The following is a 22,604-nucleotide window of genomic DNA, read 5'->3' as shown; positions in this document are numbered from 1 at the left end:
TCCGTACAGCCGTGACATGTTTGAGCGGTACGTCTCCTCGCAAGCGCGGATTGTGGAACGGCACGAATTGACCGCTACCCGAACCCTGTACCACCTGGCGATGAGCTAATCGTGGAGGGAGTTCACAGTTCATCAATGCCGTCGCGGACTTCTTCCCTTTGCAGCAACCGTTTTCGAGGCAGAATTCGCGGACGCGACCACGGTCGGTGGGTGTCATAGCGGCTTGCTGTGTATGAGATGTCTGTTTGTCGCTGATTTCGGATAGGATTTGGACCGATGTTGAACAATCTCAAGACCACGGCCTTGATGGCCTTTCTCGGTGGGCTGCTTGTCGCGGCCGGGTTTGCGTTCGGGTCGCGAGGGGGTGCCATCGTGATGCTCGGTGTCGCTGCGGCACTGAACATGGGGATGTACTTTTTCTCCGACAAGATCGCACTCAAGTCGTCGCGTGCAGTGCCGGTTACTCAGGAGCAGCAGCCCGAGGTGTACAGCATCGTCGGGTCGTTAGCCGCTGCGCACCGCATCCCAATGCCTCGCATCTATGTGATCGAGTCTGCACAACCAAATGCGTTTGCCACCGGCCGTAACCCAAAACATGCAGCAGTGGCGGTGACCACAGGCATTGTGTCAATGATGAGCCGATCCGAACTCGAGGGCGTGCTTGCGCACGAACTGTCCCACGTCATCAATCGGGACATTCTCATTTCGTCGATAGCTGCCACGGTTGGCGCTGCAATATCGTTGTTGTCAAGAATGGCGATGTGGGGTGGCCGAGGCAGGAACCGCGGCGGTAACCCGATCGTGTCCATCGCGGCGATGATCCTCGCACCGCTCGCTGCCGTTGTCATCCAAATGGCTATCTCGCGATCACGTGAGTTCCAGGCCGATCGATCCGGGGCTGAGATGACGGGTCAACCGCTCGCTCTGGCGTCGGCTCTGGCGAAATTGGGTCAGGGCACCAGCCGTATCCCGATGGATGTCGACCCGGCCGTATCGCAGCTTTTCATTGCTGATCCGTTCAAAGCGCTTGGCGGCCGCGGCAGGGGACGCGGCCGATTTGGCAAGATGTTTGCCACGCACCCCCCAATGGAAGAACGGATTGCCCGTCTCGAGGCGATGGGCTCCGGCATTAGATAGGCCGCTCCATTGTGGGGCGTCGCACATGCTGTTGAGAATCCGCCCGCAGTCGAACCCGCTATGATTCCTGGCCGTTACGCCGGGATGCCCGAGTGGCCAAAGGGAGCAGACTGTAAATCTGCCGGCTGTCGCCTACGGAGGTTCAAATCCTTCTCCCGGCACAGCGTTGCGTTTTAGAATCGCGCGACTATATTCCGCCCTCTTAGCTCAGTGGTAGAGCACCGCCATGGTAAGGCGGGGGTCCCGGGTTCAATCCCCGGAGAGGGCTCGGCGCGCTTGCGCGTCACGGACGGGTTGTGTCTTGTTACGGCCAACACGTTCGACGAGGCGGCGTAGCTCAGTCGGTGAGAGCGCTCGACTCATAATCGAGAGGTCGGCAGTTCAAGTCTGCCCGCCGCTACGCAGTACATGTTGGAATCAACTCTTGAGAAGGAGTCGCCGTTATGGCTAAGGAGAAGTTTGAGCGGGTGAAGCCGCATGTGAATGTTGGGACGATGGGTCATATTGATCATGGGAAGACGACGTTGACTGCTGCGATTACGCGGGTGTTGGCTGAGACTGTTGGTGGGGTGACGCAGTTCACTGCTTTTGATGAGATTGATAATGCTCCTGAGGAGCGTGAGCGTGGTATTACGATTGCGATTTCTCATGTGGAGTATGAGACGGTGAATCGTCATTATGCGCATGTTGATATGCCGGGTCATGCTGATTATGTGAAGAATATGATTACGGGTGCTGCGCAGATTGATGGTGCGATTTTGGTGGTGTCGGCTGCTGATGGTCCGATGCCGCAGACGCGTGAGCATGTGTTGTTGGCGTTGCAGGTTGGGGTTCCTCGGATTGTTGTCTTTTTGAATAAGGTTGACATGGTGGATGATGAGGAGTTGTTGGATCTTGTTGAGTTGGAGGTTCGGGAGTTGTTGTCGGAGTATGAGTTCCCGGGTGATGAGGTTCCGGTGATTCGTGGTTCGGCGTTGTTGGCGTTGGAGGGTGATGAGGGTGCTTCGGCTCAGGTTTTGGAGTTGATGGCGGCTGTTGATGAATATATTTTGTTGCCTGAGCGGGATATGGATAAGCCGTTTTTGATGCCGATTGAGGATGTGTTTTCGATTACTGGGCGGGGGACTGTGGTGACTGGGCGGGTTGAGCAGGGGTTGTTGAAGATTGGGTCTGAGGTTGACATTGTTGGTATTCGGGCGTTGCAGAAGACGACGGTTACTGGGGTGGAGATGTTTCGTAAGTTGTTGGATGAGGCTCATGCTGGTGACAATGTTGGGTTGTTGTTGCGGGGGACGGGTAAGGAGGATGTGGAGCGTGGTCAGGTGATTGCGGCGCCGGGTTCGATTACTCCTCATACGTTGTTTGAGGCTCAGGTGTATGTGTTGACGCGTAATGAGGGTGGGCGTCAGAACCCGTTTTTTGATGGGTATCGTCCGCAGTTTTATTTTCGGACGACGGATGTGACTGGTTCGGTGTCGTTGCCTGAGGGTACGGAGATGGTGATGCCTGGTGATAACACTGAGATGACGGTTGAGTTGATTAATCCGATTGCTATGGATGAGGGGTTGCGGTTCGCTATTCGTGAGGGTGGGCGGACTGTTGGTGCCGGCCGAGTCACCAAAATCATCAAGTAGGGACGACAACCTTCAGACACGTTCTGGAAGAAGACTGAGGGTGACGCTGTCCCGGAATCTCCGGGCTCGCGCTACCACTGAGAGGAAATGACAATGGCCTCCGCCAAGAGACCGCCGATTACTTTGGCTTGCGAGAAATGCAAGCGTCGTAACTACGTGACAACGAAGAACAAGACCAACACGCGTGAGCGTATTGAGCTCAAGAAGTTCTGCAAGTGGTGTCGCGAACATGTGATGCACAAGGAGACCCGCTAGCAAAGCCCCCGTTCTTGCGTCCAATAGTGCAGGTGGTTTCAAGCTGTGGCCGCGACGAGTTGGTTGTATTGCTCTGCTGGTTTGTCCCAGTTAAGCGTTTTACGTGGTCGGTTGTTGAGTAGTCGGGCGTATTCATCAAGGTCGGCTTGGGAGTGTTGGGAGAGGTCGGTTCCTTTGGGGAGGAATTGCCTCACGAGGCCGTTGAAATTCTCGTTAGAGCCGCGTTGCCACGGCGAACGAGGGTCACAAAAGAACACAGGGACCCCGGTCCGGATAGTGAACACGGCATGGTCAGCAAGTTCGGTTCCCTGGTCCCAGGTGAGGGTCTTGAAGAGCTGGGTAGGGAGTGTCTGAACATGTTCACTCAGGCGTTGAGCAACATGCCCGGCGTCCTTGGAGTCAATTTTGATGAGTATCCCTAACCGGGTGGTGCGTTCCACCAGTGTCGCAACGTAACTTTTGTTTCCTTTGCCAACTATGAGGTCTCCTTCCCAGTGCCCGGGCACAGCCCGATCAGCAACCTCGCTAGGTCGTTGAGAGATCATCACCTTTGAAGTAATCCTGCCCCCAGTGGTCACTCCACGACGCTGCGGTTTACGTGCCGTGCGCCCGCTACGCAGACAGGCCATGAGTTCTTCACGTAACCCGCCTCTGGCTTGGACGTAGATAGCTTGATAAATCGTTTCGTGTGACACCCACCATGATGAATCATTGGGGTGCTCTATGCGAAGCCGGTGAGCGATCTGCTCGGGTGACCACTTCTCGTAAAGCAACAACCCAACCACGACATCCCACAGCCACGGCCTAGTCTCAACCCACGTTGGACGCTGGCGCCGTCCCTGTCGATGGGCACGATCCTGGGCGCGGGACATGCGATAGCCTTCACGGCCACCATTGTTAGTGATCTCCCGCCAGATTGTTGAACGGGACCTTCCCAACCGTTGCGCCAGCACAGTGTTTGACTCCCCACGTTGGATACCCATCCATATCTCTTCGCGTTCCCCGAAAGTGAGTGCGTTAGCTCGTGGTTTTGTTTCACGTATAGTCATCCGCCCATACTCGTTGACAAACCGGTCAACCATACGCGCAGACACCCCCGCCACCGTTGCAGCATCATCAATGGACGCCCCCCTCGCCAACTCAAACAGCGCTACCCGCGCTACCCGCCAAGGGGTCTTTGGACGAGACATAAAATCACCTCAAAAAGGTCACCCCGTCGCGCACACCACTTGAGACCACCGCAGGATCCTGCACTATTGGACGCAAGAACGGTCATTCGGTCTCGGTCGGGAACCAGTCGGTGTCGTAGTTGCCGTTGGCATTCCACACAATCCAGCCGAGTCCCCGATTTTCGGCTTCTTCGATCTGGATACGCACTTGGGCGGCGTTGTAGTAGAACCCTTGAAGCCACGGCCGTACGACCGCGGTGCCAGTCAGCCTCGGTATTCCCAGATCGAGCGAGTGTGCCACGACGGGGCCGGGGAAGTCGTTCGGGTCGTCGAAGCCTATCCAGCCCGGTCCAAAATGACTCGGGTACAACATCGGGCTGAGCGCGTCGGTTACGGCTGATAGCTCCTCGGGGCGCTGCCCGATGCCCTCGTCGGTTGGCGACGTCATCACGATCCCAAAGATATCGGCCGAGATTGCGCAACCCATTGCGTGGAGCAATGTTTGGGCCTGCGAAAGAAACGATTCTATGGTTGTGACGCGCAGGTCCTGAGTGGTCGGCATGGTCTGGCGCAGGCGAGTCGCGGTTCTCCCCGATGGGAAACGTACGTAGTCGAATTGGATTTCGTCGAATCCGAGCTCGCAAGCCTCGGCGGCGAGTGCGAGTGGATACTCCCACGTCGATTCGTCGGTCGCGTTGATCCACGACCCGGCCCCCACAGCGGACGGATCACCCTTCGCCCAAACAGCGTCTTCGAATGTGACGATACGAGTGATGGTGTAGAGGTCGTGGTCTTTGGCCCGTTGAATGTACGCTGCCGGGTCATAGACGTCGCGGTTCGACCCGATCTCGGAAGCTTTTGCGACCTCGGAGTTGTAGAGCAGATACCCCGACTCATCTTTTGTGTCGAACACGAGCGCATTCACCGTCGTCGTGTCGGCAATGGTGAGGATGCGCTCGAACGCTGCCGGATCTGCTGCCACAGCCCGCGACACCCGGATGGCTCGGACGATTCTCGGCTCCATCACGATGGTCAGCGTCGATTCCCCATTCCAGACAAGCTGCGCGGTGAGCCATGCCGGTCGCGACGCGACCACAACACCTAGCGGTGCATCCTCGAGAATGAACGAACCGTCGGGAAACGAAGTCGTTTGTACGCCGCCCGACTGAATCGTGACACCGCCAAGCGCCGCCCCCTGCGCATTCGTAACCACCCCGGTTGCTGAGAAGAGTGGGACCGTTGTGGTGGTCGTCGTCGATGTGGTGGTCGTCGACGTACTCGTTGTCGTTGCCGCACTGGTGGTGGTCGCGAGCGGTGCCAATGTGGTGAGCGAGGACCGGTCGGCTGACTGTCCGGTGCAGGCGGCAACGACGAACGCCGCACCAATCAGGGTGCCGAAGAGGCGACGTGAGACCATGGGGCGAATCGTACCTGCGTATGGCGCATGTGCCGCAGCATTCGTTCGACTGGAAGCGGCATCCAACGGTATGCTCGCGAAATGTCACTCTCGTCCGTTGAAGGCCGTGCCTACGGTCCGACAACTCTCCATCTGTCAGAGACGCTTGCGCGCCAGTTTGTTGAGACCACTGGAGATGACGCCTCGCGTTGGGTGACCGCCGCTCCGCCATCCTTTGCGGCAGCGCTCCTGTTCGCCATTGCACCCCAGTTTCTCAGCGACCCCGATGTAGCTCCGTTCACAAAGGTTCTGGTCCACTCTGATCAGCGTTTTGCGTGGTCAGGGCCGCTTACCCACGGTTCGGTTTGGACAGTGTCAGCGCGTGTTGTTTCGGTTCGCTCGCGTGGTGCAATGAACTTCGTGACGCTCGAAGCTAGTGCCGCGGGAGACAATGGTTCCTCCGTGAAATCGACGTCTGTGTTCTTGATGGGTGACGAGGCCGGCACTGCGGACGTTGCCGGGCAGGCAGAGCCTGCCGTCGACATGTCCGCCAAGAACGAGCCGGCACCGGGGGTCATGACCGGTACCGAGATTGGTCCCATTGCGAAATCCGCAAGCCGCCTTGACCTCGTCAGATACGCTGGGGTGAGTGGCGACTTTAACCCCGTGCATCTCGATCATGACGCGGCGGTTCGGTCTGGTCTTGCGGGAATTGTTGTTCACGGACTGTTGATGTCGTCGTGGCTGCTCCAGATCGCGGCCGCGGCCACAGCCGGCGACTCCCCGCTGGCCGATGCCCGTTTACGATTTAAGAACCCGTTGTTTCCCGGTGATCAGGCGGCGGTATCAGGCACGCGCACGAACACTGACGGCGGCCCTCGGGTGACGTTGAGTCTTACCGGCGGCGAAACAACACTGGTGACCTGCCAGGCGACTCTGCAAGCCGGCGAGTAACCCGATGCAACCCGACGCGGTCAGAGACAGTGAAGAGGAACTGATCACCGCTGCGCAAAGCGGAGATCAGTCCGCGTTTTCTGAGCTAGTGCGACGACATCAACACGAGGTGTTCACTTTGGCGCTCCGCCTTGTCGGGAATCGAGATCAAGCTGCTGACGTTTCGCAGGAAGCTTTCGTGCGTGCGTGGCGCCACCTGGAGAAGTTCCGCGGCGAATCGAAGTTTTCCACCTGGCTCCACCGTATCACCGTCAACGCTGCGTGGTCGTATCGTCGCAAGACAAAACGACACGCTATTGCCAGCCTCGACGAGTTAGCGAACGCCCAGCCCGACCTTGTCAGTATTGGGCCGGCGCGGGCTGCCGAAAGCGCAGCAATGCGCCCTCGGTTGCTGAAAGCCCTCGACACCCTTTCACCGTCCGTTCGAGCCGTTGTTGTGTTGCGAGACATTTATGATTGGTCGCACGGCCAGATCGCTGAACATTTGGAGATATCCGTGACAGCCGCCAAGGTGCGCCTTCATCGTGGTCACAAACAGCTCAAAACCCAACTCTGGGATGAATACGGGGAAGACAAGTGAAGGTCACCTGCTCGCTTGCGAAGCTGTGGATGCCGGCGTTTATTGATGCACCGCCGACTCCCGGTCTGCAAGCGCACCTTGAGTCATGCATCGGATGTCAGGCGGAGATGTCGAAATACGGTCGCCTCCAGCGCGAGTTGTCTGCACTTGGATCCATCACCGACCTTGCCCCGGCGGGGCTTGTGGCCGTGGTCGGGGTCGCCATTGCCGAAGGCGTAGCCACCGCCGAGGCTCCGACAAAGGGGTATGTCGCAGCGATTGCAGTTGCCGGGGCCACGGCCGTTGCGCTCGGTGCCGCCGCTGTTATCCGGCGACGGTATGTACACTCTGTCTGACAGAGGTTTCCCGCACGCCAAACCAGGGTTTTACACTTTCGGGCAAAGCAACATATACTCTCCCGTCGGCTCCGAGTCGTAGAGGGGTGTAGCTCTAACGGCTAGAGCGCTGGTCTCCAAAACCAGAGGTTGTGGGTTCGAATCCCACCGCCCCTGCCCATCGAGGAAGGATTGCATGTGAATCGAGAGATGCGACGCCTCCAGGCCAAGGAGGAAGAGCGCGCCAAGCAACGACGCAAGCAGGGTCCAGCCCCGCGCAAACGCGATCGTGCCAGCTTCCAGCAGTTCTTTCGCGAGGTCCGTCAAGAACTCAAGAAGGTCGCGTGGCCAGGAAGAAAAGAACTCACGACGTTCACTCTCGTCGTGTTCATCACCGCAACTGCATTGACCGGGATGACCTTTGGCCTCGACTGGGGCCTGCAGAAGGTGTTCCTGAAGTTGTTGGGGGTGTAACGAAATGAATGACGTGACACAAGCTCTCGAAACGGAGACCGACGAAGTCGTCGACGAAGAGGACGCCGCCTCCGCGCCATACGTCGAGCCTGAACCAGAGAGTCCGTACGACCTCTCCGGTTCGTGGTATGTCATCCATTCGTACTCCGGGTACGAGAACAAAGTAAAGGCGAACCTTAAAACTCGTGTGAAGTCAATGCATCTTGAGGACAAGATTTTCGATGTCGTGATTCCGATGGAGGACGTCATCGAGTTCAAGGGTGGTAAGAAGGTCACCGTTCAGCGCAAGAAGTTTCCTGGATACATCTTGTGCAGGTTGTACCTCGATGATGACGCCTGGTATGCGGTTCGCAACACCCCGGGTGTTACCGGCTTCGTGGGCTCTGGCACCAAGCCAACACCACTGTCAAGGCGCGAAGTTGAGCGAATCCTCGGCGTCCGAAAGGACGAGATCGAAAAAGAGAAGCCGCGGTTCAAGCCGGCCTGGGAGGTTGGCGAGACAGTGCGTGTTGTCGAAGGGCCTTTCGCCGATTTCAACGGCATCGTCGAAGACATCAACGTCGACCAGTCGAAGGTGCGAGTCCTTGTCGATATCTTCGGCCGTGAAACGCCTGTCGAACTCAGCTTCGACCAGATTGTTAAGTTCTAACACCAAGCGAGGTTACCAATGGGCCGCAAGAAGCTCGTGACAGTTATAAAGCTCCAGATTCCTGCTGGACAGGCGTCCCCCGCTCCACCGGTCGGACCGGCGCTCGGTCAGCACAGTGTCAACATCATGGACTTCGTCAAGGCGTACAACGACGCCACCGCGAGCCAGGCCGGGACGATCGTCCCTGTTGAGATTTCGGTGTACGAGGACCGGACGTTCACGTTTGTGACAAAGACCCCTCCGGCGGCGGTCCTGCTGCGTCAAGCGGCGAAGATCGAGAAGGGTTCGTCAGAGCCGCTCAAGGTCAAGGTGGGGACAGTCACTCGTGACCAGGTGCGTGACATTGCCGAAACCAAGATGCGAGATCTCAACGCCAACGATGTCGATGCCGCAATGCTGATTATCGAGGGCACTGCCCGGTCGATGGGTCTGCTCGTCGACGGTTAGCGAATACCTCAATCGATCACCGCGGGTCGCACTCGCACCATCCGTGGGAGGCCGTAGGCCGCCGTACCACTAGGAGAAAAAAACATGGCAAAAGAAGCCAAGAAAAAGGCCGCGGTGCGGCGCAAGTACGACAGTTCTCAGTTACACGCACCGCAAGACGCGGTAGCGACAGTCAAGAGCCTCGCGTACGCTTCGTTTGACGAGAGCGTTGACGCGGTGTTCCTGTTGGGTATCGACCCACGCCAGGCCGACCAGATTGTCCGTGGGACCGTCAGCTTGCCGCATGGTACCGGCAAGAACGTGCGGATATGTGTTTTCGCAACAGGCGAAAACGCCGAGGCGGCAGAAAAGGCCGGCGCTGACATCGTGGGCGGGGCCGTGCTTGCCACGGAGTTTTCCAAAGGTCGCCCGCTCGATTTTGACGTCACCATTGCAACGCCAGACATGATGCCGGTTGTTGGAAAGTTGGGCCAACTTCTTGGACCGCGTGGATTGATGCCGAACCCAAAGTCCGGAACGGTGACAACCGATGTGGCGACCGCGGTTGCCGAGTTCAAGGCGGGTCGTGTTGAGTATCGCAACGACCGTTATGGCAACGTGCATGTGGGGATCGGTCGAGTGTCATTTTCCGAAGAGCAGCTTCTGGAAAACCTCATAAAACTTGCCGACGAAGTGCAGCGTGCCAGGCCTGCTTCGGCAAAGGGCTTCTACATGAAGAAGATCTCGATCTCTTCGACGATGGGACCCGGCGTCCGCGTCGACATCGCTGCGCTCATGGATGCAGTCAAAGATTAAGACCGTACGCTGATCCGGGTCGCACATTTGAGTAGTCCATCTCGGGCCATCTGTGGCGGGTCGGTGGCCGCTTGTTGGCTCGGGTGGACAACGGAGGTGGCATAGGCCAGTATGGCGCCGTACGGGTATGGACGACTCGAAGCATGGGCGGTCCACCATCGCCCTGGAGAGCTTCGGCCGATCTGGTCACATCGTCAGTCCCTACCCTGACGTGACATAGGAGTGGGGCGATTGGATGGCATCCTGGCCCGCCGTCTGCCCAAATCCTCGGTAGGTCGAAAAGCGCCGCGCCGACATCTCCGTACCCGTACGACCTTTCTTGCGAGCTGCGACACCGAGTCAAGCTGCCAGCCAATCACTCGTTTTGACGTTCTTGTCGCGTGCGCATACGCTGACGTCCGCAAAACTCATACTGCGACCAAAGACCGCGGGCGCCCCAGGGCATAAGTCGATAGACGCCAGCGCAGGTTCTTCCTGAAGATTCGTTTCTCAGATAGTCCTCGTGCCGATGGTCGGGGGCTTTTTCTACGAGATGGATGTCTTGTGAACTGTCGCCATGTGCAGCGGGGTGTTGCATCCGAAGTAGACAAAGGAGGACACATGCCACGACCAGACAAGGTCAAGGCTGTAGCCGAGCTACAAGAGCGCTTCGAGGGAGCACAAGCGGTGTTCCTTGCCGAGTACGCAGGGCTGTCCGTAAAGTCGCAGCAGGAGTTGCGGCGCGGACTGCGCGAGTCCGGCGCGGAGTTCAAGGTCGCCAAGATGACTTTGACGCGTCTCGCCACTGCCGGTCTCGATATAGAGGGTCTTGAAGACCTTCTTGTCGGTCCAACCGGTTTGGCGTTCGCCGATGCTGACCCAGCAGCGGCCGCAAAGGTGCTTGCTACCTTTGCGGCTGAGAACGACGCGTTCACGATCAAAGGAGCGGTCCTCGGGGTCGAACTCCTGACTCCCGAACGGGTCGCCGATCTAGCGAAGTTGCCCAGCCGCGACGAGTTACTTGCCAAGTTGCTCGGCACCATGCGTGCGCCGATGTCGAATATGGCCGGTCTGCTTGCTGCGTTGCCGCGCAACGTAGCCTCGATGATGCAGCAGCTCATTGAGAAGAAGGAAGCTGCCGGTGATACCACCGGCGCAGTCGACGAGCCGGCCGAACCGGTCGCTGCTGACGATAGCGCAGTCGACGAAGCGGTCGACGACGACACGTCGTCTGAGCTGTCAGCCGACGACACGGTCGCTGATGAGGCTGCAGGCAGTGACACTGCCGACGATGACGCGGTAGCTAACGAGACCGCGGACGTAGCAAGCGAAAACGTTTCCCAAGAACAAGAAGAACCGGCTGACAAAGCCGAGGAGGAATAACCATGGCAAAAAAGACGACAGAAGACTTGCTCACAGTCTTTGAGGAAATGTCCGTACTTGAACTCTCCGAATTCCTCAAGGCATTCGAAGACAAGTTTGAGGTGACCGCGGCCGCACCGGTCGCGGTGGCAGCCGTTGCAACCGACGGCGGTGACAGTGCTGCCGTGGAAGAGCAGACCGAGTTCGACGTGCTGCTCTCAGCGATCGGCGACAAGAAGATCCAGGTGATCAAGGTCGTTCGCGAACTCACCAGCCTGGGGCTCAAAGAGGCCAAGGGTGTTGTCGACAACGCCCCGGGTCCCGTGCTCGAAGGTGTCGATCAGGCGGCTGCCGACAAGGCAAAAGAGGCCCTCGAGGGTGCCGGGGCATCTGTCGAGATCAAGTAGCGGTCAACTGAGGCCCAAGAGAATTAGGGCGAGACTGTCACGATCTCGCCCCAATTCTTGTGTAGTCCGTGGTGAGCGGTTCCGAGATATACCCTTGACGCGCGGTGCAATGTCGTTGTATCGTTCGGGTAAGCAATTGAACAAGTTCTCGACGTCTCCCATCTGGAAAGACCAGGTTAGCTATGTGCTATCCTGGTTTTTCGGTCGTCCTGAGTTGCTAAAAGTTCAGACCCGTCCCTTTTGTCCATCTCGGTAGAGGAGATCACCTTGGCTCGTGCGCGCAAGAGATTGTCGTTTGCAAAGATTCCGGAGACCCAGCCTCTCCCGAACTTGATCGAAATCCAACATGAATCTTTCTCGTGGTTTCTTGACCACGGATTGCAACGTATTTTCGCCGAAGCCTCGCCGATCGAGGACTTCACGGGCAACCTTGCTTTGGAACTCACCGACCATCGTTTCGGCGATGCCCCTCTCACCATTGAAGAGGCGAAGGAGCAAGACTCCAACTTCTCAAAGCCGCTTTTCGTTACCGCCCGATTCCTAAACCGCGAAACCGGTGAAATCAAGGAGCAGCAGGTGTTCCTCGGCGACTTCCCGATGATGACACCGAACGGCACGTTCATCATCAATGGCACCGAACGTGTTGTGGTGAGTCAGCTCGTGCGTTCTCCCGGGGTGTATTTCAACGCTGCGCAGGACAAGACCTCAGACAAGGTACTCCACGCTGCAAAGGTGATCCCCGGTCGCGGCGCTTGGCTTGAGTTCGACACCGACAAGAAGGGCACGGTTGGTGTGCGTGTCGACCGCAAACGCCGCCAGTACGTGACGACCTTTATCCGTGCGCTCGGGTTTGCCGAAACCGACGAAGAAATTCTCGAACTCTTCGATGGGAACGAGATGATTCGCGAGACTCTCGCCAAGGACACCACGACGACCCGTGACGAGGCTCTGCTTGATCTCTATCGCAAGCTCCGACCAGGTGAGCTCACGACAGTCGAGTCTGCACGCGGTCTGATCAAGACGCTGTTCCTCAACGCAAAGCGATACGACCTCACCCGCGTCGGTCGTTACAAGCTCGACCAGAAGTTTGGTAGGCCCGGTATTGATCTTGAGAACTACGACGGGACGACTCACGGTCTGCTGTCCGAAGAGGACATGCTCGACACAATTCGATATCTGATCGCTCTTTCTGAAAACCAGGAGGGCTATTTCATCGACGATATCGATAACTTCGCCAACCGGCGCGTTCGCACCGTCGGTGAGCTGATTCAGAATCAGATCCGTGTCGGACTCAGCCGTCTCGAGCGTGTCGTTCGCGAGCGTATGACAACCCAGGATCCTGAAGCGATCACACCGCAGAGCCTGATAAACATCCGCCCGGTAGTTGCTTCGATCAAGGAGTTTTTCGGAACCAGCCAGCTCAGCCAGTTTATGGATCAGCCGAACCCGCTTGCGGGGATCACCCATCGACGACGTCTCTCTGCGCTCGGCCCCGGTGGTCTGTCACGCGAACGCGCCGGGTTCGAGGTGCGCGATGTACACCCGTCCCACTACGGGCGGATGTGTCCAATCGAGACACCCGAGGGTCCCAACATCGGGCTTATCGGTTCGCTCGCGACGTACGCCAAAGTCAACCGATACGGCTTCATAGAGACTCCGTACCGCCGGGTGAAAAACGCCAAGGTATCGAATCAGCTTGACTACCTCACTGCGTCAGAAGAGCAAGGCCACATCATTGCGCAGGCGAACGCGCCGTTGAATTCCGATGGCACGTTCCGTAATGATCGTGTCCTGGTTCGTATGACCGGTGGTGAAGTTGACACCGTCGACAAGAACCTTGTCGACTACATGGATGTTTCTCCGAAACAGGTCGTTTCGGTTGCTACTTCGTTGATTCCGTTCCTCGAGCATGACGATGCCAACCGTGCCCTGATGGGTTCCAACATGCAACGCCAGGCCGTGCCTTTGTTGCGCGCCGAGGCCCCTCTCGTTGGTACCGGTGTCGAGGCTCGCGCCGCCGAAGACTCGGGCGATGTGATCATTTCGGGTGTCACCGGCGAGATCGTGGAGGTGACCGGCGATCAGATCGTCGTCAAAGAGACAGCCACCAACAAGAAGCATACGTATCATCTGCGCAAGTTCACGCGCTCGAATCAGGGGACGTGCATTAACCAGCGTGCGCTTGTCAAAGAAGGCGAAAAGGTGAAAGTCGGGCGTGTGCTCGCCGACGGTCCTTCTACCGACAACGGTGAGCTGGCCCTTGGTCGCAACCTTCTCGTCGCCTTCATGCCATGGGAAGGCCTCAACTTCGAGGATGCCATCATCCTGTCGGAGCGCCTTGTCAAAGACGATGTCCTCACGTCAATTCACATCGACGAACACGAAATCGATGCCCGCGACACCAAGCTGGGCTCCGAAGAAATCACTCGGGACATCCCCAACGTCGCCGAGGAGGTGCTGCACGACCTGGACGATCGCGGCATCATTCGAATCGGCGCCGACGTTGCCGCCGGTGACTATCTCGTCGGGAAAGTCACACCAAAAGGCGAAACCGAGCTTACGCCCGAAGAGCGTCTGTTGCGTGCAATCTTTGGTGAGAAGGCCCGCGAGGTTCGTGACGTGTCGCTCAAGGTTCCGCACGGCGAAGTCGGTAAGGCGATTGCAGTGAAGGAGTTCCGCCGCGAAGACGGGTTCGACCTCCCACCGGGGATGAACGAACTGGTCCGTGTGTACGTGGCCAAAATGAGGAAGATCTCCGCTGGCGACAAGCTTGCCGGTCGTCACGGAAACAAGGGTGTCATTTCAAAGATTCTTCCGGAAGAGGACATGCCGTTCATGGCCGACGGAACACCTGTCGATATCATCCTGTCGCCACTAGGTGTCCCCTCGCGTATGAACCTCGGACAGATCCTCGAAACCCACCTCGGGTGGGCGGCCGCTCAGGGTTGGGGCGAGTTCTCCGATGTCGAGAGTGCAGCGTCGACCGGGGCCGAGCCCTGGCAGACCGTAGCGTCGCCGGTGTTTGACGGGGCCCACGAAGACGAGATCCTCACGATGTTGAGGCACGCCACACCAAACCGGGACGGCGACCGTCTTGTTGATGGTGAGGGGAAAGCGCAGCTTTTCAACGGCCGAACGGGTCTGCCATTCGACTCGCGTATCACCGTTGGGTACATCTACGTGCTCAAGCTCATCCACCTCGTCGATGACAAGATCCACGCCCGTTCCACGGGGCCGTACTCCATGATCACCCAGCAGCCGCTTGGTGGTAAAGCGCAGTTTGGTGGTCAGCGCTTTGGCGAGATGGAGGTGTGGGCGTTGGAGGCATACGGTGCTGCGTACGCACTGCAAGAGATCCTGACCATCAAATCCGATGACGTCCGGGGCCGCGTCAAGGTGTACGAGGCGATTGTCAAGGGTGAGAACATCCCCGAACCGGGAATCCCCGAGTCCTTCAAGGTGCTCGTGAAGGAGATGCAGAGCCTATGTCTCAACGTTGAGATGCTCTCTGCCGGTGAGGAGGTTGACCTGACGGATCTCGACGAAGACATTTTCCGAACGGCGGCTTCGTTGGGCATTGATATCACACGACCAGAGCGCCCAGAGATGGAGCCAATTGTATGATCCACTTTCCTGCACCCCCGAGCACAACAGCACATTCGAAGTACCCAGCCTTCCGGACCGAGGTCTAAAACATGCCAGTAACGTTTGACGAAGTCCGAATCGGCCTTGCTAGCGGTGATCAGATCCGCGCATGGTCCTTTGGAGAAGTGAAAAAGCCAGAGACCATCAACTACCGGACCCTAAAGCCGGAGAAGGAAGGTCTTTTCGACGAACGTATCTTTGGCCCATCGAGGGACTGGGAATGTAGCTGCGGTAAGTACAAGCGAGTTCGATTCCGCGGCGTTGTATGCGAACGCTGTGGCGTTGAGGTAACCCGCGCCAAAGTGCGTCGCGAACGCATGGGTCACATCGAGTTGGCGGCGCCGGTCACACACATTTGGTTCTTCAAAGGTGTCCCGTCGCGTCTCGGCTACCTACTGGACATGTCCCCGAAGGAACTCGAGAAGGTCATCTACTTTGCGGCCTATCTCATCACCCATGTTGACGAGGATCGCCGCGCCCAGGACTTGGGTGAGCTTGAAGAGGCGACCCATCACGAGCTGGCGCTCATCGAGGACGAGTTCGTCGAATGGAAAGAGGCGCGTCTCGAACGTCTTGAGCTTGAGCTTTCTGGGATGGAAGACGCAGACGCTCCTGCACAGGAAATCAATCAACGCCGTAAAGAAGTAACCCGTGACATCCAGGACCGCGAAGAGCGGGCCAAGGTCGAGAGCGGTCTTCTGCGCGAGGCGTTCGACACGTTCAGGACGCTGAAGCCGAAACAGCTCATCGAGTCCGAGCAGTTGTGGCGTGAGCTCATCGATCGCTACGGCGACTACTACGACGGTGGCATGGGGGCTGAATGGGTGAAGGACATCATCGGCAGGATGGACCTCCACGCTGAGATCGAGTCTCTGCGTGCCGATCTCGATGCCAAGTCACAGCAACGTCGCCAACGTGCAATGAAACGGCTCAAGGTTGTCACGCCGTTTGCTGACGGGAAGAACGACCCCCGCGACATGGTGCTTACCGCTGTACCCGTGTTGCCTCCCGACCTGCGTCCGATGGTTCAGCTCGACGGGGGTAGGTTTGCAACCTCAGACCTGAACGACCTGTACCGGCGTGTCATTAACCGCAACAACCGGCTGAAACGGCTTCTTGACCTTGGTGCCCCCGAAATCATCGTCAACAATGAAAAGCGCATGCTGCAGGAAGCTGTTGATGCCTTGTTCGACAACGGCCGTCGCGGCCGCGCGGTAACTGGGCCAGGCAACCGTCCGTTGAAGTCGCTGTCGGACATGCTGAAAGGTAAACAGGGGCGATTCCGACAAAACTTGCTTGGCAAGCGTGTCGACTACTCAGGTCGTTCTGTCATCGTTGTAGGTCCGCAGCTTCTGTTGCATCAGTGCGGTCTGCCCAAGCTGATGGCCCTTGAATTGTTCAAGCCGTTCGTGATGAAGCGGCTTGTCGATCTGGACCTCGCACAAAATATCAAGGCCGCAAAGCGTATGGTTGAGCGTCGCCGTGCTCAGGTGTGGGATGTGTTGGGCGACGTGATTGAGGAACACCCGGTGCTTCTCAACCGGGCTCCGACTCTTCACCGTCTCGGGATTCAAGCCTTTGAGCCGGTCTTGGTCGAGGGCAAGACAATCCAGCTCCATCCACTTGTGTGTGAAGCGTTTAACGCCGACTTCGACGGCGATCAGATGGCTGTCCACCTTCCGTTGTCTGCAGAGGCGCAGGCGGAAGCTCGGGTTCTGATGCTTTCAACAAACAACCTTCTCTCTCCTGCATCCGGCCGACCAATTGCGACGCCGGCACAGGACATGGTCATCGGCATGTACTACCTGTCGATGATTGTTGAAGATGCCAAGGGAGCCGGACGTGCGTTTTCAAGCGTGAACGAAGCAATGATGGCGTACGACATGAGTGACATTTCGTTGCATGCCCCCGTCAGGATTCGAGTCGGATCACTAGCGGGCAGCTCCGAGCAGCATGCTGCGTTGAAGCGCAGCATCGGGTATCTCATCACCGACGAACCTGTCGATGGGGACATCCTGCTCGACACCACAATCGGCAAGGCGATCCTGAACAGCGTATTCCCCGACGATTTCCCCTATGTAAACACGTCCGTGATCAAGTCAGATCTGCGCGCAATCATCGAGGAGATCATCGCTATTTATGACAAACCGGCTGTTGCGCACACCCTCGACTCCATCAAGGAGATCGGATTCGAGTACGCGACCCGGGCTGGTCTGACGATCGGGCTTGAGGACGTCAAAACCCCAAGCTCGAAAAAGAAGATCATTGCGGGTTATGACAAGCGCGCCGAAAAGGTCGAGAAGCAGTTCTCAAAGGGCATCATCACAAACGATGAGCGCCGCGCTGAACTCATTGAAATCTGGACCGAAGCGACAGATGAAGTGAAGGAGGCGATGCAGGAGACGCTTGAGTCCGACCGGTTCAATCCGATCGACATGATGGTGCGTTCCGGTGCTCGGGGGAACATGCAGCAGCTTCGACAGATTGCCGGCATGCGTGGGCTGGTCGCCAACCCGAAGGGTGACATCATTCCCCAGCCGATCAAGGCGAACTTCCGCGAAGGATTGTCCGTGCTGGAGTACTTCATCTCGACTCACGGAGCTCGCAAGGGTCTTGCCGATACCGCGCTGCGCACTGCTGACTCTGGCTATCTGACCCGTCGTCTCGTAGACGTCGCTCAAGAGGTCATCGTCCACGCAGACGAGTCCGATGACATCGGTCTTGTGATCCCCATTCGCGAGGACGGCAAGCCAATTCGCAGTCTGCGAAACCGCATATACGGCCGAATTCTGGCCGAAGATGTCAAGATCGGTGCAAAGCTGTTCACGTTCGGGGACGGGCGCAAGTTACGCGCCGGCGAAATGATCGATCGCGATGCGATGTACGGCCTGTCCGAGGCAGAAGAGATCCTCTCCATCCGGGTTCGGTCGCCGCTGACCGATCAGTCAGAGTACGGCATCTCTCAGATGTCATACGGGCTGAGCCTGGCGACCGGGAAGATGGTCGAGATCGGCGAAGCAGTCGGGATCATGGCCGCTCAATCAATTGGCGAGCCTGGGACTCAGCTCACGATGCGGACCTTCCACACCGGCGGTGTGGCAGGCATCGACATCACCCACGGACTCCCGCGCGTTGTCGAACTTTTCGAAGCGCGTGCGCCAAAGGGAAAGGCCATCCTCGCTGTACACGGCGGTGCGGTCCGGATTGTCGAAGATGAAGACGGGCGCCGGATCGTCGTTTCCGAGAAGGATGTCGAAACCGAGTATCCGGTGACCAGACGGACCCGACTGCGGGTTGCTGATGGCGACATTGTCGAACCTGGTGAGCAACTCACCGAGGGTCCTCTCGATCCGAAGGAGGTACTGGAGATTCGCGGCGTGCGAGCTGCGCAGATGTACCTCGTTGATCAGGTACAAGAGGTGTACCGGAGCCAGGGTGTGGACATTGCTGACAAGCACATCGAAATCATCGTGAGCCAAATGCTGCGCAGGGTACGGATCGTTGCGAGCGGCGATTCGTCTTTCTTGCCGGCAGACCTCATTGCCGTTCAGAAGTTCCGTGCAACGAATAAGGAATTGGTTGAAGAAGGGAAACAACCGGCCGAGGGTCGCCCAGAATTGATGGGGATTACCAAGGCGTCTCTGGCGACTGACTCGTGGTTATCCGCGGCTTCGTTCCAAGAGACCACACGCGTGCTCACAGAGGCATCGCTCCAGGCGAAGTCTGACTTTATGCGCGGTCTCAAGGAGAACGTCATCATCGGGAAGTTGATCCCTGCCGGGACCGGATTCCCGAAGTACCAGACCATTCAACCGCATGTGCCGGAGGCGTCTGTGATGACTGCCCTTGGCATCTTCGGCGAGGACATTCCCGAAAGCGTTGACGATTCCCTGCCGGCGAACCCCGCTGAGTGGCTGGCGAGTCTCGGTGCGCAGACGACAGAGCCTGCCGAGGCTGCCGCATCTTCGGACGGTTCAGATTCTTCAGACAGTTCAGACGAATAAACCGAAGCGGTGCGAGCCGCTGCGGTAATGCGCGAGTGGGGCGGCCCCTGGGGTCGCCCCACTTTCGTTATCTCGATCCACGTACCAGTTGTGGCGTCACCGGTCTTCCAGCCAGGTGAGCAGTCGGTATAGAAGCGTCGCCGCCTGCGCTCTGGTCAGAGGATCGTTGGGGCAATAGTCTTCTGCACCGGCTCCGCAGCCGCGCGTGAGGCCGATCGATGCGATCTGGTTGATCGAGTACTCGAACAGCGATTGATTGTCGTCGTGGAAGAAGTCGTTCGTCGGCGCCGGAAGATCAAATGCCCTCGTGATAAAAGCGGCGAACTGACCACGCGTGACCGCGGCATCAGGGCAGATAAGGCGGGGGCCGCACCCCGTGACAATTCCGAGGGGCGCAAGCCGATTCAACACCGCCTCTGCCCAGTGACCTTCGTCGTCGTCGAACGCATCGTCAGGCTGTGCGGGGGCTTGAATCATTCTGTCGATAAGAGTCAGCGTTTCTGCGCGTGTCAGTAAGTCATCGGGACAGAACTTCCCGTAGGCGCATCCCTGGATGACCCCTGCGTAGGCCAACGACTCGATCGCCGATCGGTGTTGACTCGCAAGGGAGTCCCAGAACGGGGCCACACAACCAACCTGATCCACAGTCGAAATGACAAGCTCGTCCAGGGTAAGCGAAAGGTCGCGGTCGTTCACGACAGTGGCGCCGCCGAAATAGACGTTGAGCCACAGCGTGCGGATATCGAGGTCGGTTTCATCGGCGCGGCGGAACTCAACGTCGTCACGAAAGTACGCCCGCGTACCGTCGACCCAACCTTCGACCACGCCATTGCCGAATCCCGGTGTGTTGAGCGATATGTGGCCTTCAATGCAGTACCAGCGGTTCTGATCGAGCGTCGCCACTTCGGCGTCCCACAGCAGTTTGTCGCCGCAGGTTCCGGCTTGGCCGAGATGGTATAGGTACGTTCCGAGTCTGATCTGGTCCGCCGCTGCCCCTCCGGTGCCCGCCTCGGTGAACATTGTTCGAGCGGACCAGCCAGGCGCGGACGGGGTCGATGGGAGGCAGCCCCTTGCCGTGTACGACGGCATGCCCGCGAACCCTGGAAACTTCCCTGAGGAGATAGGTACGAAGTTATCGAGCCGTAAGTAGTAGCGAAACCAGGCTTCGTCGACGATACCATCGATTCGGTAGTGCGCCCCGGTCCCGCGTCGTTGGCCTGGTGAAATGGTAACGCCGAGTCCTGTGGTGCGATATCCTTTGTTGGCGTAGGTGGTGAGATCGTCTCCCGGACGCCAGTCGATCCACGAGTCGTGCCAACCTTGGGTATCGAAGCGTTCCTGGAGCACGGTCGGTGGCTGCGCAACGACAGCGCTAGCCAACCCAATCGATACGACGATCGCAGTGGTACCGAGCCGCAAGATGTTTCGGATCCCGCCTTGCATTGCACAGACGCTACTGTTGATTCAGCTTTAGCAGTCAATTCTTGCAGGGGCGCATGTGATACCGACACCCGTCGGCCAAACCAGCAAGGGGAGACTGTCCTTCACTGTGGGGGCAATACCGGTCACCATCCACTGGTCCGTGTTGGTGATTGTTGCGTTCCTTGCCGGTCAAATCGGAATGACCGGCGCCATCTGGTGGGCCACCGGCTTCCTGGTTGCGATCCTGCTTCACGAACTCGGACATGCTGTTTTGGCAACTCGTTTTGGTGCTCGCGACGTGCGGATTTCGATGATGGTGTTTGGTGGAGCTACGACGTTTCTCCCAGGTGAGATGAGTCACGGACGCCGGTTTCTCATTTCGGGCGCGGGGTCGGCCGTTGGAATCGTCGTTGCGGGTCCACTGCATTGGGCGATGGTGACCGGCGCGATCTCGATCCCGAGTGGTGATCTGCGGTTCCTCATCAGTGGATTCGTGCTCTCAGCGTTCTTTTGGGGCCTGTTCAACTGGGTGCCGATGCTCCCGCTCGACGGCGGCTACATGACTTTCCACGCCCTCGCGCTCAGGGTGGATCCCGCCAAAGCGTACGCCGTAGCGCGTGGTATCTCCGTGGTTGCGGTTGTCGCGACCGTATATGCAGCCCGGGTTCTGCTCCCGGGCGCTCAGACCATTCAGATATTCATCATGATCATCGCGATACAGGGGATTCTTGCGCCCAACCCTTATCGACGCATGCGGTCCCCGCAGCCCCTGATCGAGGCGCCACCGGACGGTCGCAGCGAGTCATCAGACACCTCTGACGAAACATCGTCCGGGTGGCCCGAACCGTGAGAGAAACTGAGTACAGCTAGTTGTCGTGTATCGCGAAGCGTGACCGGCCAGTGAGACAAGAAACTGTACGGGCTTCTGTTTTGCGCGCGTGAAAACGCGTGTTTATAATTACCCACCGGTTTACACCCACAGTCCCCGGCTACCCGGAAGCGCCCTCGGGCGCTGTTGTAACGGAGTGACTGTATCGGGGTCGGCACCATCACAAAGGTGATGGCGCCGATTTTCGCTTGTAAGAACCCGCCCTGGATGACATGGGACGGGTGCGCCAAAGAGAGAGAAGAGCAACTGTGCCGACTGTGCAGCAGTTAGTCCGCCAAGGGCGGAAGCCAAAGGTGAAGAAGTCGAAAACGCTCGGTCTCGCCGGGTCACCTCAGCGACGTGGCGTGTGCACGCGCGTGTACACAGTCACGCCAAAAAAGCCGAACTCGGCGCTCCGCAAGGTATGTCGCGTTCGCCTGACCTCGGGGATGGAAGTTACCGCCTACATCCCTGGTGAAGGACACAACCTCCAGGAGCACAGCATTGTTCTCGTGCGTGGCGGTCGTGTGAAGGATCTCCCTGGCGTTCGTTACAAAGTCATCCGCGGCGCACTTGATGCTTCCGGAGTCGATGGCCGCAAGCAGTCCCGGTCCCGCTACGGCACGAAGAAGGGTCAGTAGCCATGCGCAGAGCTCCCGCGGAAGTCCGCGTTCTTGAGGCCGATCCGATCTACGACTCGACGTTGGTTACTCAGGTCATCAACAAGGTTTTGTTGAAAGGCAAGAAGGGCGCCGCCCGTCGTATTGTCTACGGGGCCATGGACACGGTTGAACGCCGCACCGGCGGCGATCCGTTGCCTGTGCTGACGCGCGCGATCGAAAATGTTCGTCCGACTCTTGAGGTTCGCTCCCGTCGAGTCGGCGGTGCGTCGTACCAGGTGCCTGTCGAGGTACGGCCGCGCCGTTCCCAGACTCTCGCCGTTCGCTGGCTCGTGGAGTTCGCTCGCAAGCGCAAGGAAAGCACCATGTCTGAGCGTCTCGCCAACGAGATTCTCGACGCGTCACGACGAAGCGGCGCTGCCGTGAAACGTCGCGAAGATATTCACAAGATGGCTGAGTCCAACAGGGCTTTTGCGCACTATCGCTGGTAAAT

20 protein-coding genes and 4 tRNA genes are annotated in these 22,604 nt (G+C 58.1%); 21 read left to right on the top strand and 3 right to left on the bottom strand.

Annotated features, from left to right (window positions below; genetic code table 11):
• The first annotated feature begins 276 nt into the window (after positions 1 to 276).
• From IIC71_06035 to rpmG, 6 genes are all read left to right on the top strand, one after another.
• Positions 277 to 1,137 (top strand): M48 family metalloprotease, encoded by an 861-nt coding sequence (locus IIC71_06035; GenBank protein MCH7668745.1) that lies wholly within the window; start codon positions 277 to 279, stop codon positions 1,135 to 1,137.
• A gap of 78 nt (positions 1,138 to 1,215) precedes the next feature.
• A tRNA-Tyr gene (locus IIC71_06030) sits at positions 1,216 to 1,298 on the top strand.
• A gap of 35 nt (positions 1,299 to 1,333) precedes the next feature.
• A tRNA-Thr gene (locus tag IIC71_06025) sits at positions 1,334 to 1,405 on the top strand.
• Positions 1,406 to 1,463: 58 nt separating this feature from the next.
• Positions 1,464 to 1,537, top strand: a tRNA-Met gene (locus tag IIC71_06020).
• A 43-nt stretch (positions 1,538 to 1,580) separates the two neighbouring features.
• The gene (tuf, locus tag IIC71_06015; GenBank protein MCH7668744.1) at positions 1,581 to 2,771 is read left to right on the top strand and encodes an elongation factor Tu; all 1,191 of its coding nucleotides are present in this window, start codon (positions 1,581 to 1,583) and stop codon (positions 2,769 to 2,771) included.
• Between the two features lie 93 nt (positions 2,772 to 2,864).
• Complete coding sequence (gene rpmG, locus IIC71_06010) at positions 2,865 to 3,026, top strand: 50S ribosomal protein L33 (GenBank protein MCH7668743.1); 162 nt, start codon at positions 2,865 to 2,867, stop codon at positions 3,024 to 3,026.
• A 38-nt stretch (positions 3,027 to 3,064) separates the two neighbouring features.
• Here rpmG and IIC71_06005 read toward each other — a convergent pair whose 3' ends face one another.
• Complete coding sequence (locus tag IIC71_06005) at positions 3,065 to 4,075, bottom strand: IS30 family transposase (GenBank protein MCH7668742.1); 1,011 nt, start codon at positions 4,073 to 4,075, stop codon at positions 3,065 to 3,067.
• Between the two features lie 223 nt (positions 4,076 to 4,298).
• Entirely contained in the window at positions 4,299 to 5,612 is a 1,314-nt protein-coding gene (locus tag IIC71_06000) for a hypothetical protein (protein ID MCH7668741.1), read from the bottom strand.
• An 81-nt stretch (positions 5,613 to 5,693) separates the two neighbouring features.
• On the opposite strand from IIC71_06000, the gene IIC71_05995 reads away from it, so the two are divergent.
• The 12 genes from IIC71_05995 (at position 5,694) to IIC71_05940 (ending at position 19,201) form a co-directional block, all read left to right on the top strand.
• Entirely contained in the window at positions 5,694 to 6,545 is an 852-nt protein-coding gene (locus tag IIC71_05995; GenBank protein MCH7668740.1) for a MaoC family dehydratase N-terminal domain-containing protein, read from the top strand.
• 4 nt (positions 6,546 to 6,549) lie between these two features.
• Positions 6,550 to 7,125, top strand: coding sequence for an RNA polymerase sigma factor (locus IIC71_05990; protein ID MCH7668739.1), 576 nt, complete (start codon positions 6,550 to 6,552; stop codon positions 7,123 to 7,125).
• Positions 7,122 to 7,460, top strand: coding sequence for a hypothetical protein (locus IIC71_05985; protein MCH7668738.1), 339 nt, complete (start codon positions 7,122 to 7,124; stop codon positions 7,458 to 7,460). The genes IIC71_05990 and IIC71_05985 overlap by 4 nt, the downstream gene beginning before the upstream one ends.
• An 82-nt stretch (positions 7,461 to 7,542) precedes the next feature.
• Positions 7,543 to 7,616: transfer RNA gene (locus tag IIC71_05980), tRNA-Trp, on the top strand.
• A 33-nt stretch (positions 7,617 to 7,649) separates the two neighbouring features.
• Complete coding sequence (gene secE, locus IIC71_05975; protein ID MCH7668737.1) at positions 7,650 to 7,913, top strand: preprotein translocase subunit SecE; 264 nt, start codon at positions 7,650 to 7,652, stop codon at positions 7,911 to 7,913.
• A 4-nt stretch (positions 7,914 to 7,917) separates the two neighbouring features.
• Positions 7,918 to 8,562 carry a transcription termination/antitermination protein NusG gene (gene nusG / locus IIC71_05970; GenBank protein MCH7668736.1) on the top strand — a complete coding sequence of 215 codons (645 nt, stop codon included), beginning with the start codon at positions 7,918 to 7,920 and terminating at the stop codon, positions 8,560 to 8,562.
• 18 nt (positions 8,563 to 8,580) lie between these two features.
• The gene (gene rplK / locus IIC71_05965) at positions 8,581 to 9,009 is read left to right on the top strand and encodes a 50S ribosomal protein L11 (GenBank protein ID MCH7668735.1); all 429 of its coding nucleotides are present in this window, start codon (positions 8,581 to 8,583) and stop codon (positions 9,007 to 9,009) included.
• 84 nt (positions 9,010 to 9,093) lie between these two features.
• Positions 9,094 to 9,804: a 50S ribosomal protein L1 gene (rplA, locus tag IIC71_05960; protein ID MCH7668734.1), complete on the top strand. Its 711-nt coding sequence runs from the start codon at positions 9,094 to 9,096 to the stop codon at positions 9,802 to 9,804.
• Positions 9,805 to 10,404: 600 nt separating this feature from the next.
• Positions 10,405 to 11,166: a 50S ribosomal protein L10 gene (gene rplJ, locus IIC71_05955; protein ID MCH7668733.1), complete on the top strand. Its 762-nt coding sequence runs from the start codon at positions 10,405 to 10,407 to the stop codon at positions 11,164 to 11,166.
• Between the two features lie 2 nt (positions 11,167 to 11,168).
• Complete coding sequence (rplL, locus tag IIC71_05950) at positions 11,169 to 11,552, top strand: 50S ribosomal protein L7/L12 (protein ID MCH7668732.1); 384 nt, start codon at positions 11,169 to 11,171, stop codon at positions 11,550 to 11,552.
• Between the two features lie 261 nt (positions 11,553 to 11,813).
• Positions 11,814 to 15,176 carry a DNA-directed RNA polymerase subunit beta gene (locus IIC71_05945; GenBank protein MCH7668731.1) on the top strand — a complete coding sequence of 1,121 codons (3,363 nt, stop codon included), beginning with the start codon at positions 11,814 to 11,816 and terminating at the stop codon, positions 15,174 to 15,176.
• 71 nt (positions 15,177 to 15,247) lie between these two features.
• Positions 15,248 to 19,201 carry a DNA-directed RNA polymerase subunit beta' gene (locus IIC71_05940; GenBank protein MCH7668730.1) on the top strand — a complete coding sequence of 1,318 codons (3,954 nt, stop codon included), beginning with the start codon at positions 15,248 to 15,250 and terminating at the stop codon, positions 19,199 to 19,201.
• 96 nt (positions 19,202 to 19,297) lie between these two features.
• Here the strand turns inward: IIC71_05940 and IIC71_05935 are convergent, their stop codons facing one another.
• A complete protein-coding gene (locus IIC71_05935) occupies positions 19,298 to 20,644 on the bottom strand; it encodes an S-layer homology domain-containing protein (GenBank protein ID MCH7668729.1) in 1,347 nt (448 codons plus the stop codon).
• Between the two features lie 55 nt (positions 20,645 to 20,699).
• Here IIC71_05935 and IIC71_05930 point away from each other — a divergent pair, with 55 nt between their 5' ends.
• The 3 genes from IIC71_05930 (at position 20,700) to rpsG (ending at position 22,602) form a co-directional block, all read left to right on the top strand.
• A complete protein-coding gene (locus tag IIC71_05930) occupies positions 20,700 to 21,473 on the top strand; it encodes a hypothetical protein (GenBank protein MCH7668728.1) in 774 nt (257 codons plus the stop codon).
• A gap of 287 nt (positions 21,474 to 21,760) precedes the next feature.
• Complete coding sequence (locus tag IIC71_05925; GenBank protein MCH7668727.1) at positions 21,761 to 22,132, top strand: 30S ribosomal protein S12; 372 nt, start codon at positions 21,761 to 21,763, stop codon at positions 22,130 to 22,132.
• A 2-nt stretch (positions 22,133 to 22,134) separates the two neighbouring features.
• Positions 22,135 to 22,602 carry a 30S ribosomal protein S7 gene (rpsG, locus tag IIC71_05920; protein ID MCH7668726.1) on the top strand — a complete coding sequence of 156 codons (468 nt, stop codon included), beginning with the start codon at positions 22,135 to 22,137 and terminating at the stop codon, positions 22,600 to 22,602.
• Positions 22,603 to 22,604 lie beyond the last annotated feature (2 nt).

This window comes from Acidobacteriota bacterium (assembly GCA_022562055.1).
Classification (GTDB): Bacteria; Actinomycetota; Acidimicrobiia; order Spongiisociales; family UBA5794; genus BMS3BBIN02.
This window is presented reverse-complemented; position numbering and strand designations above follow the sequence as displayed.